At 58.2% G+C, this 13,340-nt stretch carries 9 protein-coding genes and 3 rRNA genes; 1 reads left to right on the forward strand and 11 read right to left on the reverse strand.

Going from position 1 to position 13,340, the window contains the following annotated elements:
• Positions 1–816: 816 nt before the first annotated feature.
• Positions 817–1,380 carry a hypothetical protein gene (locus ABD53_RS17280; RefSeq protein WP_160309664.1) on the forward strand — a complete coding sequence of 188 codons (564 nt, stop codon included), beginning with the start codon at positions 817–819 and terminating at the stop codon, positions 1,378–1,380.
• A 150-nt stretch (positions 1,381–1,530) separates the two neighbouring features.
• On the opposite strand, the gene ABD53_RS09435 is transcribed toward ABD53_RS17280, so the two are convergent.
• The 11 genes from ABD53_RS09435 to tyrS all read right to left on the reverse strand — a co-directional run bounded on the left by ABD53_RS09435 (position 1,531) and on the right by tyrS (position 13,215).
• Positions 1,531–2,283, reverse strand: a complete 753-nt coding sequence (locus ABD53_RS09435; protein ID WP_047865547.1) for a YebC/PmpR family DNA-binding transcriptional regulator — start codon at positions 2,281–2,283, stop codon at positions 1,531–1,533.
• On the reverse strand, positions 2,280–2,876 hold the full coding sequence (pdxT, locus tag ABD53_RS09440) for a pyridoxal 5'-phosphate synthase glutaminase subunit PdxT (protein ID WP_047865548.1): 597 nt from the start codon (positions 2,874–2,876) through the stop codon (positions 2,280–2,282). The genes ABD53_RS09435 and pdxT overlap by 4 nt, the downstream gene beginning before the upstream one ends.
• A gap of 53 nt (positions 2,877–2,929) precedes the next feature.
• A complete protein-coding gene (gene pdxS / locus ABD53_RS09445; RefSeq protein ID WP_047865549.1) occupies positions 2,930–3,856 on the reverse strand; it encodes a pyridoxal 5'-phosphate synthase lyase subunit PdxS in 927 nt (308 codons plus the stop codon).
• A gap of 113 nt (positions 3,857–3,969) precedes the next feature.
• Positions 3,970–4,131, reverse strand: a complete 162-nt coding sequence (locus ABD53_RS17285) for a hypothetical protein (RefSeq protein WP_160309665.1) — start codon at positions 4,129–4,131, stop codon at positions 3,970–3,972.
• A gap of 32 nt (positions 4,132–4,163) precedes the next feature.
• A complete protein-coding gene (locus ABD53_RS16975; RefSeq protein ID WP_152670710.1) occupies positions 4,164–4,430 on the reverse strand; it encodes a hypothetical protein in 267 nt (88 codons plus the stop codon).
• Positions 4,420–5,592 carry an ArsA family ATPase gene (locus ABD53_RS09450; protein WP_047865550.1) on the reverse strand — a complete coding sequence of 391 codons (1,173 nt, stop codon included), beginning with the start codon at positions 5,590–5,592 and terminating at the stop codon, positions 4,420–4,422. Before ABD53_RS09450 ends, ABD53_RS16975 begins: the two co-directional genes overlap by 11 nt.
• A 48-nt stretch (positions 5,593–5,640) precedes the next feature.
• The gene (locus ABD53_RS09455; protein ID WP_047865551.1) at positions 5,641–6,051 is read right to left on the reverse strand and encodes a TraR/DksA family transcriptional regulator; all 411 of its coding nucleotides are present in this window, start codon (positions 6,049–6,051) and stop codon (positions 5,641–5,643) included.
• 267 nt (positions 6,052–6,318) lie between these two features.
• A 5S ribosomal RNA gene (gene rrf, locus ABD53_RS09460) occupies positions 6,319–6,435 on the reverse strand.
• Positions 6,436–6,543: 108 nt separating this feature from the next.
• Positions 6,544–9,554, reverse strand: a 23S ribosomal RNA gene (locus ABD53_RS09465).
• A gap of 312 nt (positions 9,555–9,866) precedes the next feature.
• A 16S ribosomal RNA gene (locus ABD53_RS09470) occupies positions 9,867–11,414 on the reverse strand.
• Together the 16S, 23S and 5S rRNA genes form the textbook arrangement of a ribosomal RNA operon.
• A 628-nt stretch (positions 11,415–12,042) precedes the next feature.
• Positions 12,043–13,215, reverse strand: a complete 1,173-nt coding sequence (tyrS, locus tag ABD53_RS09475; protein WP_047865552.1) for a tyrosine--tRNA ligase — start codon at positions 13,213–13,215, stop codon at positions 12,043–12,045.
• Positions 13,216–13,340: the final 125 nt, after the last annotated feature.

The following is a 13,340-nucleotide window of genomic DNA, read 5'->3' on the forward strand; positions in this document are numbered from 1 at the left end:
GTGTTCGGAAGTAGGCTTCACTAGCTGGTGCAGAAGGGTTCTTTCCACTCCCGCATTTGTCGAATATCAGTAGCTTTGAAGCTAAGGTAGCCGCATACCATGTGGTCCAGGCTTCAAAAAAGGTGTAAGCACCGGACAGTTGCATCCAGAAAGCAATCAGACCCAAAACATACGCCGCCACAGACGGTACTGCGACCAAAGCACTTATATCGACAAGCCGAGGCCGCCACGTTGAGTGCTTTCTATTTTCGGTTGATTCCTCACTTTGCTTGTAATCTATACTCGAAGTCTAAGGGTAACGACAGTGGTAAGCACTATTCTCCCGGTCTAATCATTCAATGTATCCTGGCCCAATTGACAGTAAGGCTACTGAACGATGTGACCTATTAAAGTCACCAAGCGGAAGGTGGTGAAGATAATATCCTCCAGTTTATAACTAGCCCAAGCTTCTACGCAGGGTTACTAACTGTCCTTGTCCCCATATTCACCACCTTGAGCAATCGCAACACGAAGACACTAACCTACGACGTAGCTTGCGGAGACCACCCAAGTAGTGTTCTGCCACAGGACAAAAACAATGCTGAAGCTAAGGAACAAAAAACTGTAAGACGTAGGCTAGGCGACCTACTTAGTAGGCTAAAAAGGGTACATAGATCGCAGACTGAGCAGAACAATCAGGACGTTACAGTCAAACTGTATGTAATTGATCTACGCAACCCTTCCTGGGGCATCCTATCTTGGTCAGGTGGATCGAATATATCGGAAGCCGATTACGATCAGCGACTTTCGGTCGAATTTGGCCCGGATGCCCGCATCTTGGAAGCAGATATTGTCAAGGAGCAACCTCCTAACATTGGGGCAGTAGTTGCTCCCTACCACTACCCTCCTGACACATTGGTATTAAAACCAACCGTTTTGAACAAGGGTGACTGGTTGCGTTTAAGAATCGTAGTGGAAAATCCAGCGCATGAGCCAAATTCAAGACTTACAACCAGTCCACTGTATAAGGCAGCATTTCAAAGTCGTATCCTTGGTCTCAAACGCGTAAAGCGGCGTTGGGATGCCCACAGGTTAGTAGCATACGGATTCCTAATAGTCGTATTGGGAACAGCGGTGGGTTTGGTGGGTAGTTTAGTGAGTGCTTTGATGCGATTTGCATTAGGGCGTAATGTCGCCCTTTACGGCATACCTATAGACCCGCAAAACCAAGATCCACAGTGGGCGCAGCAGGTAGCACCCCTTGTGTTCAATTTCTTCCAAGGAGTAGAGCTTTCTATACTGCTGGTCGGGGTTTTCTTATTCTCCGTCGGGACGTCGAAGATCCGGAAACAAAAAAAGCTTCTACGTGCTTATAGAAAAAAATCTTCGTGCATTTCCTAGCTATCAACCTACAAACTGGAGAATGATCCTCAGGTGCAAACAGCTGGGTCTTGCTTCATGGTGGCGGCTACACGTCCAAGGTAAGCACACTCTCTCGACGTCATGGATCACAGCATGCACAGCGCTAGAGCTACGTATTAGCCGTTTCGCCTACCCTGCAACCTCGGCCATAACCTCTTCAGATATATCGAAGTTGGAGTAGACCTCCTGCACGTCGTCATTCTCTTCGAGGGCGTCTATTAGCTTGAGGGTCTGTCTTGCGGATGATTGATCCAGCTCCACCGTGTTCTGCGGCAGCATGGTAACGTCGGCGCTATCGTAGCTTATCTCCGCTTCGTCCAGCTTTGCGCGGACGTCGGTGAAGTCGTTGGGGTCGGTCAGGACGCGGAAGGCCTCTTCCTGGGGCTCCACGTCCTCGGCTCCGGCTTCCAGCGCCAGCTCCATCAGCTCGTCCTCGTCGGCAGCTTCGGCGGGGACCAGGATCACACCCTTGCGGTCGAAGAGGTACGATACGCTGCCGTTGGTGCCGAGCTTGCCGTTGTTCTTAGAGAAGATGTAGCGCACGTCGGAGGCGGCCCGGTTCTTGTTGTCGGTCAGCACGTCCACGAGCACCGCCACGCCGCCGGGCGCGTAGCCCTCGTAGGTGATGCGCTCGTAGTCCGCGCCCTCGGAGCCGGCGCCGGTGCCCTTGTCTATGGCGCGCTGGATATTGTCGTTGGGCATGTTGTTGTCTTTGGCCTTCTGCACGGCCATCGCAAGCTGGGGGTTCATCTCCTGGTCCCCGCCTCCCTCGCGCGCGGCGACCGTAATGACCTTCGAAAGCTTTCCGAAGAGCGCCCCGCGCTTGGCGTCCTGCGCGCCCTTCTTCCGCTTTATGGTGGACCACTTGGAATGTCCGCTCATAGTCCGCAAACCTCCTGTATGAAATACTCGTGAAACCGCGTGTCGTCGGTGAGCTCCGGGTGGAACGCCGTGACCAGGATATTCTCGCCCTTCGCGGCGACGACCCGGTCGTCTATCTTGCTCAGCACCTCCACGCCGGGCCCCACGTCCTCGTAGTACGGCGCCCGGATAAACACCCCGGTGTAGGGCTCCTCGAAGCCTTCCACGTCGAGATCACGCTCGAAGGAGCTAACCTGCCGCCCGAAGCCGTTGCGCTCCACCAGAGCATTCATCAGGCCGAGCATCGGCTGCCGGGGGCCGTTCGTGGCCGAGGCGGCGAGCACCATCCCGGCGCACGTCCCCCACACCGGGCCTCCCTTGTAGAAGAAGCTCCTGATACCGTCCAGCAGGCCCGATTCCACCATTATGCGACCGATGGCCGTGGACTCGCCGCCGGGTACGATCACACCGTCGAGCCCCTCCAGGTCCTCGACGTTCCTTACCTCGGCCGCTTCCGCCCCCAGCTCCTCCAGGATGCGGAGATGCTCGGGGACGCCACCCTGTACGGCCACGACCCCGATCCTGCACCCGTCCTTGTGCCGCTCTCCGGTCAAGCTCCTCTGCTCATCCCTTGCTTACCTCCGGCTACCCGGCCGTCTACCAGCATCTACCAGCCGCGAGCGGCCATCTTCTCGCCGTCTTGTAGGCTCTCCATCCCCCGGCCTACCATCGCCTCTCCGAGCCCCCGGCTTACCTCTCCCACTACCTTGGCGTCCTGGTAGTTCGTCGTCGCCCTCACTATGGCGTTCGCCCGCTTCATTGGGTCGTCGCTCTTGAAGATGCCGCTGCCCACGAACACTCCATCCGCCCCTAGCTGCATCATCAAGGCCGCGTCGGCCGGAGTTGCTATACCTCCTGCGGTAAAGAGCACCACCGGAAGCTTCCCGTTCTCGGCCACCCACCTCACCTGCTCGTATGGGGCGCCGAGGCTCTTTGCCTCTGCCATTAGCTCTTCGGGGGCGAGGCCCTGCAGGCGGCGGATACCGCCGTTTATCGCCCTCATGTGCCTTACGGCTTCTACGACGTTTCCGGTGCCGGCCTCTCCCTTGGACCGGATCATGGCCGCACCCTCGCCTATGCGCCTCAGGGCTTCACCCAGGTTCGTCGCTCCGCACACGAAGGGCACCCCGAACTCTTCCTTGGCTACGTGGTTTGCCTCGTCTGCGGGGGTAAGGACCTCTGACTCGTCTATGTAGTCAACCTCCAGGGCCTGTAGGACCTGGGCCTCTACGAAGTGTCCTATGCGGGCCTTGGCCATTACGGGTATAGAGACTGCCTCTTGGATGCCCTGTATCATTTCGGGGTCGCTCATCCTCGCGACCCCGCCCTGGGAGCGGATGTCTGAGGGGACCCTTTCGAGGGCCATGACCGCCACGGCGCCGGAATCTTCGGCTACCCGGGCCTGCTCCGCGTCGACGACGTCCATGATGACGCCGCCTTTTAGCATGTGGGCCATGCCGCTCTTTACCCTGAAGGTGCCCGTGTTCGTGGTCGCCGTTGTCTGTGCGCCTGATCCCGCGCCGTTGTCTGCCATTCTCACCTCTCTGGCCGTGCTCTCTAGCATTGTGCTTGTACTGTATATGTTACTACCGATGCGCGTTCCCGGCGCGCCGGCCGCCCGCGAAGGGGTTTGTAACTTCCTACATTCTATCGTTTTCTGCGTTTCTTGCGCTCCCTGGAGTACTCCTGCGGAAGCTTTCTCGCGAACTCCCTCGCGCCGTGCAACGCCGCCCGGCCCGCGGCGGGGACCACTACCTGGGCCTCCTTGCGTATAAACTCACTCGCCTGGTTTAGCGTGTTTCTGATCATCTAAAGGATGCCCCCTCCACGTTAGAGGCCGGTCAACGTATCTCTATGCGTTGCCGCCCCCCGCCCGGGGCGTCATCCTCGGACTCTTCCCGCGTGTCGAGGCGTGGAACCGACAACGCCCGCACGCCTCTCGCGGCCTCCATAGCAGCCCGCCCGAAGTGCCCGGCGGCCCGGCGGCGACGCTCCCCGGGGACCAGCAGATATGCCGCCACGCCGAGAGCAGAGCGACGCTTACCGGCGCTTGTGGGGCTCGTGGAGTTTGTGAGATTTGTGGGGTTTTTGGAGTCTTCAGGCATCATCGAGCCTCACCTTTAGCGTATCACCCTCGAAGCTGGCGCCGGTCGCCGAGAGCCGGGTCATGGAGTCCGGCAATAGCACGTTCCGCTTGTAGCCTCCGACCCGAATGTACAGCTCGTTCCCCTTCTTCGAGAGGTCCATGTCTCCCCTGTCCGCCAGCGGCAGATTGAACGCCACCTCGTAGCCTCCATCCTCGGCCTTCAGGATATCGTGCGAGGATCCGCGAAATAGCACGTCGAGCGGCTCGTGCTCCTCGAACACGTCCTCCGCGAGCTCCGAGAGCGCCTCGAGGCCGTACATCTCTCTTCCGAAGAGGCGGGCGGTGAGTATCGGGGTCGGAGAGAAAGACTCCTCTATGGTTCGCAGGTGTCGCTCCTGGGACTCGCGCCAGGCCGCGAAGTACGGATCCGTGACGCTCTCGGGCAGCAGCCGGTTGACGACGACCGCGTCTACCCCGTAATCGTAGAGGTTCAGGTAGGTGTAGGCGCGGCGTGCCTCGGCCACCACCATCTTCTCGGCGTTCGCGACCAGCCGCACCGAGGCGTTCTCCCGGTCCGTGAGGATGTCCTCTACGCCCATGACCGCCTCGTAGAACCGCTGCGCCGCCCCGAAGAAGCTGTCTTCCGGCAACGGCGGCAAGCTCTTCGCCCTACGGGCAAAGGGACGCACCAGGTTCGCGGCCTTACGCTGAACGGGGAAGATCTTCTCCACGTACCAGCCCATCTGGTCCGGCAGGGAGAGCAGCTTCAGGGTCTCGCCGGTGGGGGCGGCATCCACTATGAGCGCGTCGTACAGACCCTCGTTGTGGTGGCGGCGCACCATGAGGAGACCGAAGAGCTCGTCCATGCCCGGGAGCATCGCAAGCTCCTCGGCGGCCAGATCCTCGGCGCTCTGCCACTCGAAGAGCCGGGTCATGTACTCCTGGATCTCGGCCCAGTGCTCCTCGATCATGCTCGTATGATCTATCTCCTGGGCCCAGAGCCCGCCCGCCATCTCTTTCGGCTCAGCACCTATCTCCGTGTCGAAGGCGTCGGACAGGGAATGCGCCGGGTCGGTACTCATCACGAGCACCTTCTTGCCAGCACGAGAAGCCTTTAGCGCGGTGGCGGCAGCGACACTCGTCTTACCGACCCCGCCCTTCCCCGTATACAGTGTGGTTCTCAAGAGGCTACACTCCGGCTTTCAAGAGGGTTGAAAGAGCCCAGAGAGCTCTCAGAGGTTTCCGCCGCCCGCCCCTCCGGCGCCGGGGCTGCGGCGCTCGTCCCGGCGCTGCTGCGCCTCCACAGTGGTGGTCGCCTCTGGCATGACTTCCAGACGGCCCTTGGGAATCTCTTCTCCGGTATCGTCGCAGATACCATAAGAGCCTTCCTCGATCTTCTCCAGCGCGCGCTCAACGTTCTCCAGGCGGCTCTCTATCTGGTCTCCCACGCTCTCGTCGAGCTGGCGGGTGTGAATCTCACGCCCGAGATCCCCCCGATCAGAGGTCTCGTACGCCTGATCCTCACCGCGGTCCTGATCATCCTCGGTAAGCCCATCTCTTAAACGCGTAAGCTCCTCCCTGGTCTGCTCCAGAGCCGTGCGCTGCGCCTGTATAAAACCATCATCCAACCCGCTGTGTGCCATCCGAACCTCCAGCCCAGTGTTCTATAGTGCTCTAGTCGCCGCGCATCCGCTTCACACCCGCTTTACACCCGCTTCATGTGCGCTTCACCTGCGCGCTCGTCGAACGCACCCCGAATGCACGGCTCTCAACCTATAGAGCTTAACATCCACCCTACCCCATACGGTGTACACGACGGCAGCAAAACGGGCGCCCACCCGAAGGTAGACGCCCCACAAAACCAACCGTAGCCAACTGCCCGGCTGCGTCACGTATAAAACGGCATAAAAAATGGGCGACGACCTACTCTCCCACGGGGTCTCCCCCGCAGTACCATCGGCGCAGGCGGGCTTAACTACTCTGTTCGGAATGGGAAGAGGTGTATCCCCGCCGCTATCGTCACCCAGACTCAAACGGTCGTATTCGGTTGTGAGATCTACCGGTAACGTCCAGCGGAGCCGGGCCTGATCTTTGAAAACTGTATAGCATGACATACCGAAGAAGTAAAAAGAAAAACCACTAAGCCCTCGACTTATTAGTACCACTCGGCTGAACACGTCGCCGTGCTTACACCTGTGGCCTATCAACCTGCTCGTCTAGCAGGGGTCTTACTCCCTCTAGGGGATGGGAGACCTCATCTTGAGGCGAGCTTCCCGCTTAGATGCTTTCAGCGGTTATCTCTTCCGCACATAGCTACCCGGCCATGCCCTTGGCAGGACAACCGGTGCACCAGAGGTGCGTCCACTCCGGTCCTCTCGTACTAGGAGCCGCTCCTCTCAAGTCTCCAACGCCCACGGAGGATAGGGACCGAACTGTCTCACGACGTTCTGAACCCAGCTCGCGTGCCGCTTTAATGGGCGAACAGCCCAACCCTTGGGACCTACTCCAGCCCCAGGATGCGACGAGCCGACATCGAGGTGCCAAACAGCCGCGTCGATATGAACTCTTGGCGGCTATAAGCCTGTTATCCCCGGAGTACCTTTTATCCGTTGAGCGACGGCACTTCCACGCGTTACCGCCGGATCACTAAGTCCGACTTTCGTCCCTGCTCGACTTGTCAGTCTCGCAGTCAAGCTCCCTTTTGCCTTTGCGCTCTACGCACGATTTCCGACCGTGCTGAGGGAACCTTTGAGCGCCTCCGTTACTTTTTGGGAGGCGACCGCCCCAGTCAAACTACCCGCCTGACACTGTTCCCCACCCGGATAACGGTGTGGGGTTAGAACACCAACACGTTTAGGGAGGTATCTCAAGGATGGCTCCACCGAGACTAGCGTCCCGGCTTCATAGCCTCCCTCCTATCCTGCACAAAACGTGTCAGCATCCAATGCCAAGTTATAGTAAAGGTTCACGGGGTCTTTCCGTCCTTCCGCGGGTAATCGGCATCTTCACCGATACTACAATTTCACCGAGTCTCTGGTTGAGACAGTGCGCGAGTCGTTACGCCTTTCGTGCAGGTCGGAACTTACCCGACAAGGAATTTCGCTACCTTAGGACCGTTATAGTTACGGCCGCCATTGACCAGCGCTTCGGTCGCCAGCTTCGCCAAGCCCCAGAAGGGGCAGGGCTAACCGGCTTCCTTAACGTTCTGGCATTGGGCAGGCGTCAGCCCCTATACATCGTCTTTTCGACTTAGCAGAGACCTGTGTTTTTGGTAAACAGTCGCTCGCGCCCATTCTCTGCGACCTCCGCCAGCTTACGCCGCAAGGGCGATCACCGGCAGAGGCTCCCCTTCTCCCGAAGTTACGGGGACAATTTGCCGAATTCCTTAACCAGAGTTATCTCGTGCGCCTTGGTATTCTCTACCTGCCTACCTGTGTTGGTTTGGGGTACGGGCACGCACATGACTCGTTTAGAAGTTTTTCCAGGAAGCATGGAGTAGGCCACTTGCCCTATTAACGGGATTCGGCTCAACCCTCAGGCTTAATGGGGCCCGGATTTCCCTGGTCCCCGCCCTACGGTAAAGCCCACGGTCTACCAGCGCCGTGGTTGGCCGATCCTTCTCCGTCACTCCATCACTCAAACGCCATGTACGCGGTGTAGGAATATCGACCTACTGTCCATCGCCTACAGCTTTCGCTCTCAGCTTAGGTCCCGACTGACCCTGGGAAGAAAAACTTTACCCAGGAACCCTTAGGCTTTCGGCGGACGGGTTTCTCACCCGTCTCTCGTTACTCATGCCAGCATTCTCTCTCCCGCAGCGTCCACGGCTTAAGCTTACGCCGCCGCTTCAGCCGCTACGGGATGCTCCCCTACCACTCCAGCAAAGCTGAAGTCCGTGGCTTCGGTAGATGACTTTAGGCCCGATGAATTTTCGGCGCAACACCACTTGACCAGTGAGCTATTACGCACTCTTTAAATGATGGCTGCTTCTAAGCCAACATCCTGGTTGTCTGTGCAGCGCCACATCCTTTTTACCTGTTAGCCATCATTTAGGGACCTTAGCCGACGGGCTGGGTTGTTTCCCTTTCGGACACGGAGGTTATCCCCCGCGCCCTGACTCCAGCACTCTAACGTCTACGGTCTTCGGAGTTTATCTGAGTTTGGTAACCTTGTAGGGCCCCGCACCCAAACAGTGCTCTACACCCGCGACGAAACGTGCCAGGCTATACCTAAATATATTTCGGGGAGAACCAGATATCGCCGGGTTTGATTAGCCTTTCACTCCTATCCACAGATCATCCGCCCAGTTTTCAACCTAGGTCGGTTCGGTCCTCCACGTGGTCTTACCCACGCTTCAACCTGTCCATGGATAGCTCACCCGGTTTCGGGTCTGCGGCATCTGACTGCGCGCCCTTATCAGACTCGCTTTCGCTGCGGCTCGCTCTCGCTTAACCTTGCCAGATACCAGCAACTCGCTGGCCCGTTATGCAAAAAGTACGCCGTCACAGTGGTTAAACCACTGCTCCGACCGCTTGTAGGCGTATGGTTTCAGGTGCTATTTAACTCCCCTTGCGGGGTACTTTTCACCTTTCCCTCACGGTACTGGTTCACTATCGGTCACCGTTAGTGTTTAGCCTTACGAGGTGGTCCTCGCAGATTCAATCCGGGTTTCCCGTGCCCGGACTTACTCAGGAGTCAAGCTAGAGAGCCACGCGAGTTTCGTCTACGGGGCTTTCACCCTCTACGGCTGAACGTATCCAGTTCGATTCGACTACCCGCGTGATTTGTAACTCTCCGGCCACCCTGTGGGGTGACCGCGCAAGATCCTACAACCCCGACTGCACAACGCCCACAGGCTTCCATGCAGTCGGTTTGGGCTGTCTCCATTTCGCTCGCCACTACTCAGGAGATCGAAACTTTCTTTCTTTTCCTCCGGGTACTCAGATGTTTCATTTCCCCGGGTTCCCTCCTCGCATCCTATGTGTTCAGATGCGGGTGACGGGGCATTACCCCCGCCGGGTTTCCCCATTCGGAAATCCTCGTATCATAGCCCGCTTGCGGCTCAACGAGGCTTATCGCAGCTTGCCACGTCCTTCATCGGCTTCCGGTGCCAAGGCATCCACCATACGCCCTTACTATCTTAGTGGTTCTTTGGTTCTTTTTGGTATCGGTATGTCACGCTTATACAGTTTTCAAAGACCAGGCGCCTACGCTCTCGCGGGCGCTAACCTTCACTCCAAAAGGAGCTTCAGAGCTAAAAAGCCCTGAAAACTGAATAGTAGCTACTCGCCTACTTGAACTACTTCCGGCAAGATCCTCGTCTCTAAGCGCCTCGACTGGTCGAAATATCCTAGAGCGGTACACCGTAATGGCGAGCTGACGGAATTAGATCCGTCGCTCAAGCCATCGTTTAGCCGATGTCCGATCGGTTGGGCATTGCTGCCCTAACTCTCCCTAGAAAGGAGGTGATCCAGCCGCACCTTCAGGTACGGCTACCTTGTTACGACTTCACCCCAGTCGCAAGCCCTACCTTCGCCGACCGCCTCCCGCAAAAGGGTTGGCTGCGCCGACTTCGGGTATTGCCTACTCCCGTGGTGTGACGGGCGGTGTGTACAAGGCCCGGGAACGCATTCACCGCGGCGTTCTGATCCGCGATTACTAGCAACTCCAGCTTCACGGGGTCGAATTGCAGACCCCGATCCGAACTTAGACGTACTTTGATGAGATTCGCTCCACCTTGCGGTCTTGCTGCCCTTTGTGTACGCCATTGTAGCACGTTTCTAGCCCTGGGCGTAAGGGCCATGATGACTTGACGTCGTCCCCACCTTCCTCCGGTTTGTCACCGGCAGTCTCGCGTGAGTCCTCAACCTAATGTTAGCAACACACGACAGGGGTTGCGCTCGTTGCGGGACTTAACCCAACATCTCACGACACGAGCTGACGACAGCCATGCAGCACCTGTGCAGCACCTTCGAAAGTCACACGTTTCCGTGCGCTTGCAGCTGCATGTCAAGCCCAGGTAAGGTTCTTCGCGTTGCATCGAATTAAAGAACATGCTCCGCTGCTTGTGCGGGCCCCCGTCAATTCTTTTGAGTTTTAGCCTTGCGGCCGTACTCCCCAGGCGGAACACTTAACGCGTTGGCTTCGGCACGGAGGGATTCGACTCCCCCCACACCTAGTGTTCATCGTTTACGGCATGGACTACCAGGGTATCTAATCCTGTTCGCTCCCCATGCTTTCGCGCCTCAGCGTCAGGAATGGCCCAGCCAGCCGCCTTCGCTACTGGTGTTCCTCCCGATATCTGCGCATTTCACCGCTACACCGGGAATTCCACTGGCCTCTACCATCCTCTAGCTTGACAGTATCCACTGCACGCTTGGGGTTGAGCCCCAAGGTTTCACAGCAGACTTACCAAGCCGCCTACGCGCCCTTTACGCCCAATAATTCCGGACAACGCTCGCCCCCTACGTATTACCGCGGCTGCTGGCACGTAGTTAGCCGGGGCTTCCTCGATAGGTACCGTCAGGCTAAGGGCTATTAACCCTTCGCCCTTCGTCCCTAACAACAGAGCTTTACGACCCTAGGGCCTTCATCGCTCACACGGCGTTGCTGCATCAGGCTTTCGCCCATTGTGCAAGATTCCCGACTGCTGCCTCCCGTAGGAGTCTGGGCCGTGTCTCAGTCCCAGTGTGGCTGATCATCCTCTCAGACCAGCTATACATCGTCGCCTTGGTGAGCCGTTACCTCACCAACAAGCTAATGTACCGCGGGCTCCTCCTTCGCCGGATGGCCGAAGCTACCTCTCCTTGCAAGGTCAGGTGACCTAGCAAGCTTACGGGGTATTAGCCGGGGTTTCCCCCGGTTGTCCCCCAACGAAGGGCAGATTGCCCACGTGTTACTCACCCGTTCGCCACTTTACTAACCCCAAAGGGTTTTCTCGTTCGACTTGCATGTCTAAAGCACGCCGTCAGCGTTCGTCCTGAGCCAAGATCAAACTCTCCGAACTAGCCACTCTGAAGTTAAACTTCGAGTGACCGGGTTGCAGGGCTGTCCCTGCGCGGCGATCCGCTTTACACTCTCGGATCGCAGAGAGTCAGTCTCGACACTTTTATTTATCAAGACGGGCTTACCAAAAAGTATTTTGGCTTTCGCTACTATCCAGTTTTCAAGGCTTCATGCTCCTCGCCTTTCGGCGGAGCTCTGGAAGAGAATCCAAGGCCGGAGACCAAAAACCCGCCTCTAGGGCGGGCCGTGTAGCCGATCCCATATGCGGGAAAGCTAGCTGTGTGGCCCCTTGGTGGTCTTAGACGAAGTCTCTACCATCGCGAGAAGAAGTCTAGCACTTTCCAGAGCTTTGTCAAACACTCTGGAGATTTTCTTCTCTCTACTTTCAAGCTGACCTGGAAGATCATGTTCCTGGCCTCTCGGCGGAACGCTCTCCTGGAGAAACTTACCCTTTCACTGCTTTACAGAGATTGGAAAGCCCGCCTGCTGGCGGGCCGTTAAGCTCTCTAATGTCAACAAGCGAGGATTATACAGCCGAGATCGGGAGCGTCAAGGAAATCCGGAAAATTTCTCGTAAATCGGCGTTAAGCCGGCTCTTCAGGCGTTTGAACTATAGAGAACCGGGCACGCTATCCGACGAGCCTGGTGTAGCGGCGCTTACCAACCTGTAGGACCATCCCGTCTATCTCCCCGTAAGGCAGGGACAGCTTCTCGTCCTGTATCTGCTCGCCCCCGAGGCGCACGGCTCCGCCCCGGATCAGGCGTCTCGCCTCGCCGTTGGTGCCGGCGAACCCGGCGGCGGTTATGAGATCTACCACCCAGACCCCGCCGTCGGGATCCCCTGGAATCTGTATCTCTGGGAGATCCTCCGGGGTCTCGCGGCGGGAGACGGCGTCGAAGGCGCTCTCGGCACCGGCGACGGCCTCCTCTCCGTGCAGGGTCCGCACGAGGGAGCGGGAGAGCTCCCGCTTCTGCTGCAGGGGCTCTCCCTCGGGCGGCTCACGGTCGAGCAAGAGCCTGTAGTAGGCGGGCATTGCGGCGTCGGGGACGGTCATGGCCTTGCCGAACACGTCCTCGGGCTTTTCGGTGACGCCTATGTAGTTGCCGAGGGACTTGCTCATTTTCTGTGAGCCGTCCGTGCCGACGAGCAGGGGCATGGTAAGGACGCACTGCGGCTTCTTACCGTAGAACTCCATGAGCTGGCGGCCCACGAGCAGGTTATAGAGCTGGTCGGTGCCGCCGAGCTCCACGTCCGGCTCGACGACCACCGAGTCGTAGCCCTGCATCAGGGGGTAGAGAAGCTCGGTGAGGCTTATGGGCTCGTTCGCGGAGTAGCGTTTGTGGAAGTCGTCGCGCTCCAGTATGCGGGCCACGGTGGTTGCGCGGGTGATCTCGATGATGTCGGCCATGGAGAGCGGGGCAAGCCACTCGGAGTTGTGCCGGATCTCGGTCTTCCCCCGGTCCAGGATCACGAACGCCTGCTCCAGATAGGTGCGGGTGTTGGACTCTATCTCGTTTTCGGCGAGCACGGGGCGGGTCTTCGAGCGTCCCGAGGGGTCGCCGACTAGGGCGGTGTAGTCCCCGATTATGAGCACCACGGTGTGACCGAGATCCTGGAACTGGCGCAGCTTCTTCAGCGCCACGGCGTGTCCGAGGTGAATGTCGGGGGCAGTAGGGTCCACGCCGAGCTTTATGCGCAGCGGACCGCCGTGCAGCCTCTCTTGCAACTCCTCGCGCGGGACCACGTCCACGGCGTTTTTCAGAATCGCATCAGGCTCGCCGGCGGTAGTCGGTGTATCCATGATCTCTCCTTTTAATATTCCGGGCCCGGGTTTGCGCAGCGGATGTGGCGCGCCGCGACGTGGCACCCGCCGCATCTGCCACATCTGCCGCGTTAGAGAGGATATAAGAAAAGGTGTAGGAAAAC

It is taken from the genome of Rubrobacter aplysinae (assembly GCF_001029505.1).
In the GTDB taxonomy this organism is placed as follows: Bacteria; Actinomycetota; Rubrobacteria; order Rubrobacterales; family Rubrobacteraceae; genus Rubrobacter_A; species Rubrobacter_A aplysinae.

Coding starts and splice junctions, on each gene's coding strand:
- ABD53_RS09435 (WP_047865547.1), bottom strand. CDS start 2,283: ATGAGCGGACATTCCAAGTGGTCCACCATAAAGCGGAAGAAGGGCGCG.
- tyrS (WP_047865552.1), bottom strand. CDS start 13,215: ATGGATACACCGACTACCGCCGGCGAGCCTGATGCGATTCTGAAAAAC.
- ABD53_RS16975 (WP_152670710.1), bottom strand. CDS start 4,430: ATGATGCCTGAAGACTCCAAAAACCCCACAAATCTCACAAACTCCACG.
- ABD53_RS17285 (WP_160309665.1), bottom strand. CDS start 4,131: ATGATCAGAAACACGCTAAACCAGGCGAGTGAGTTTATACGCAAGGAG.
- ABD53_RS09455 (WP_047865551.1), bottom strand. CDS start 6,051: ATGGCACACAGCGGGTTGGATGATGGTTTTATACAGGCGCAGCGCACG.
- pdxS (WP_047865549.1), bottom strand. CDS start 3,856: ATGGCAGACAACGGCGCGGGATCAGGCGCACAGACAACGGCGACCACG.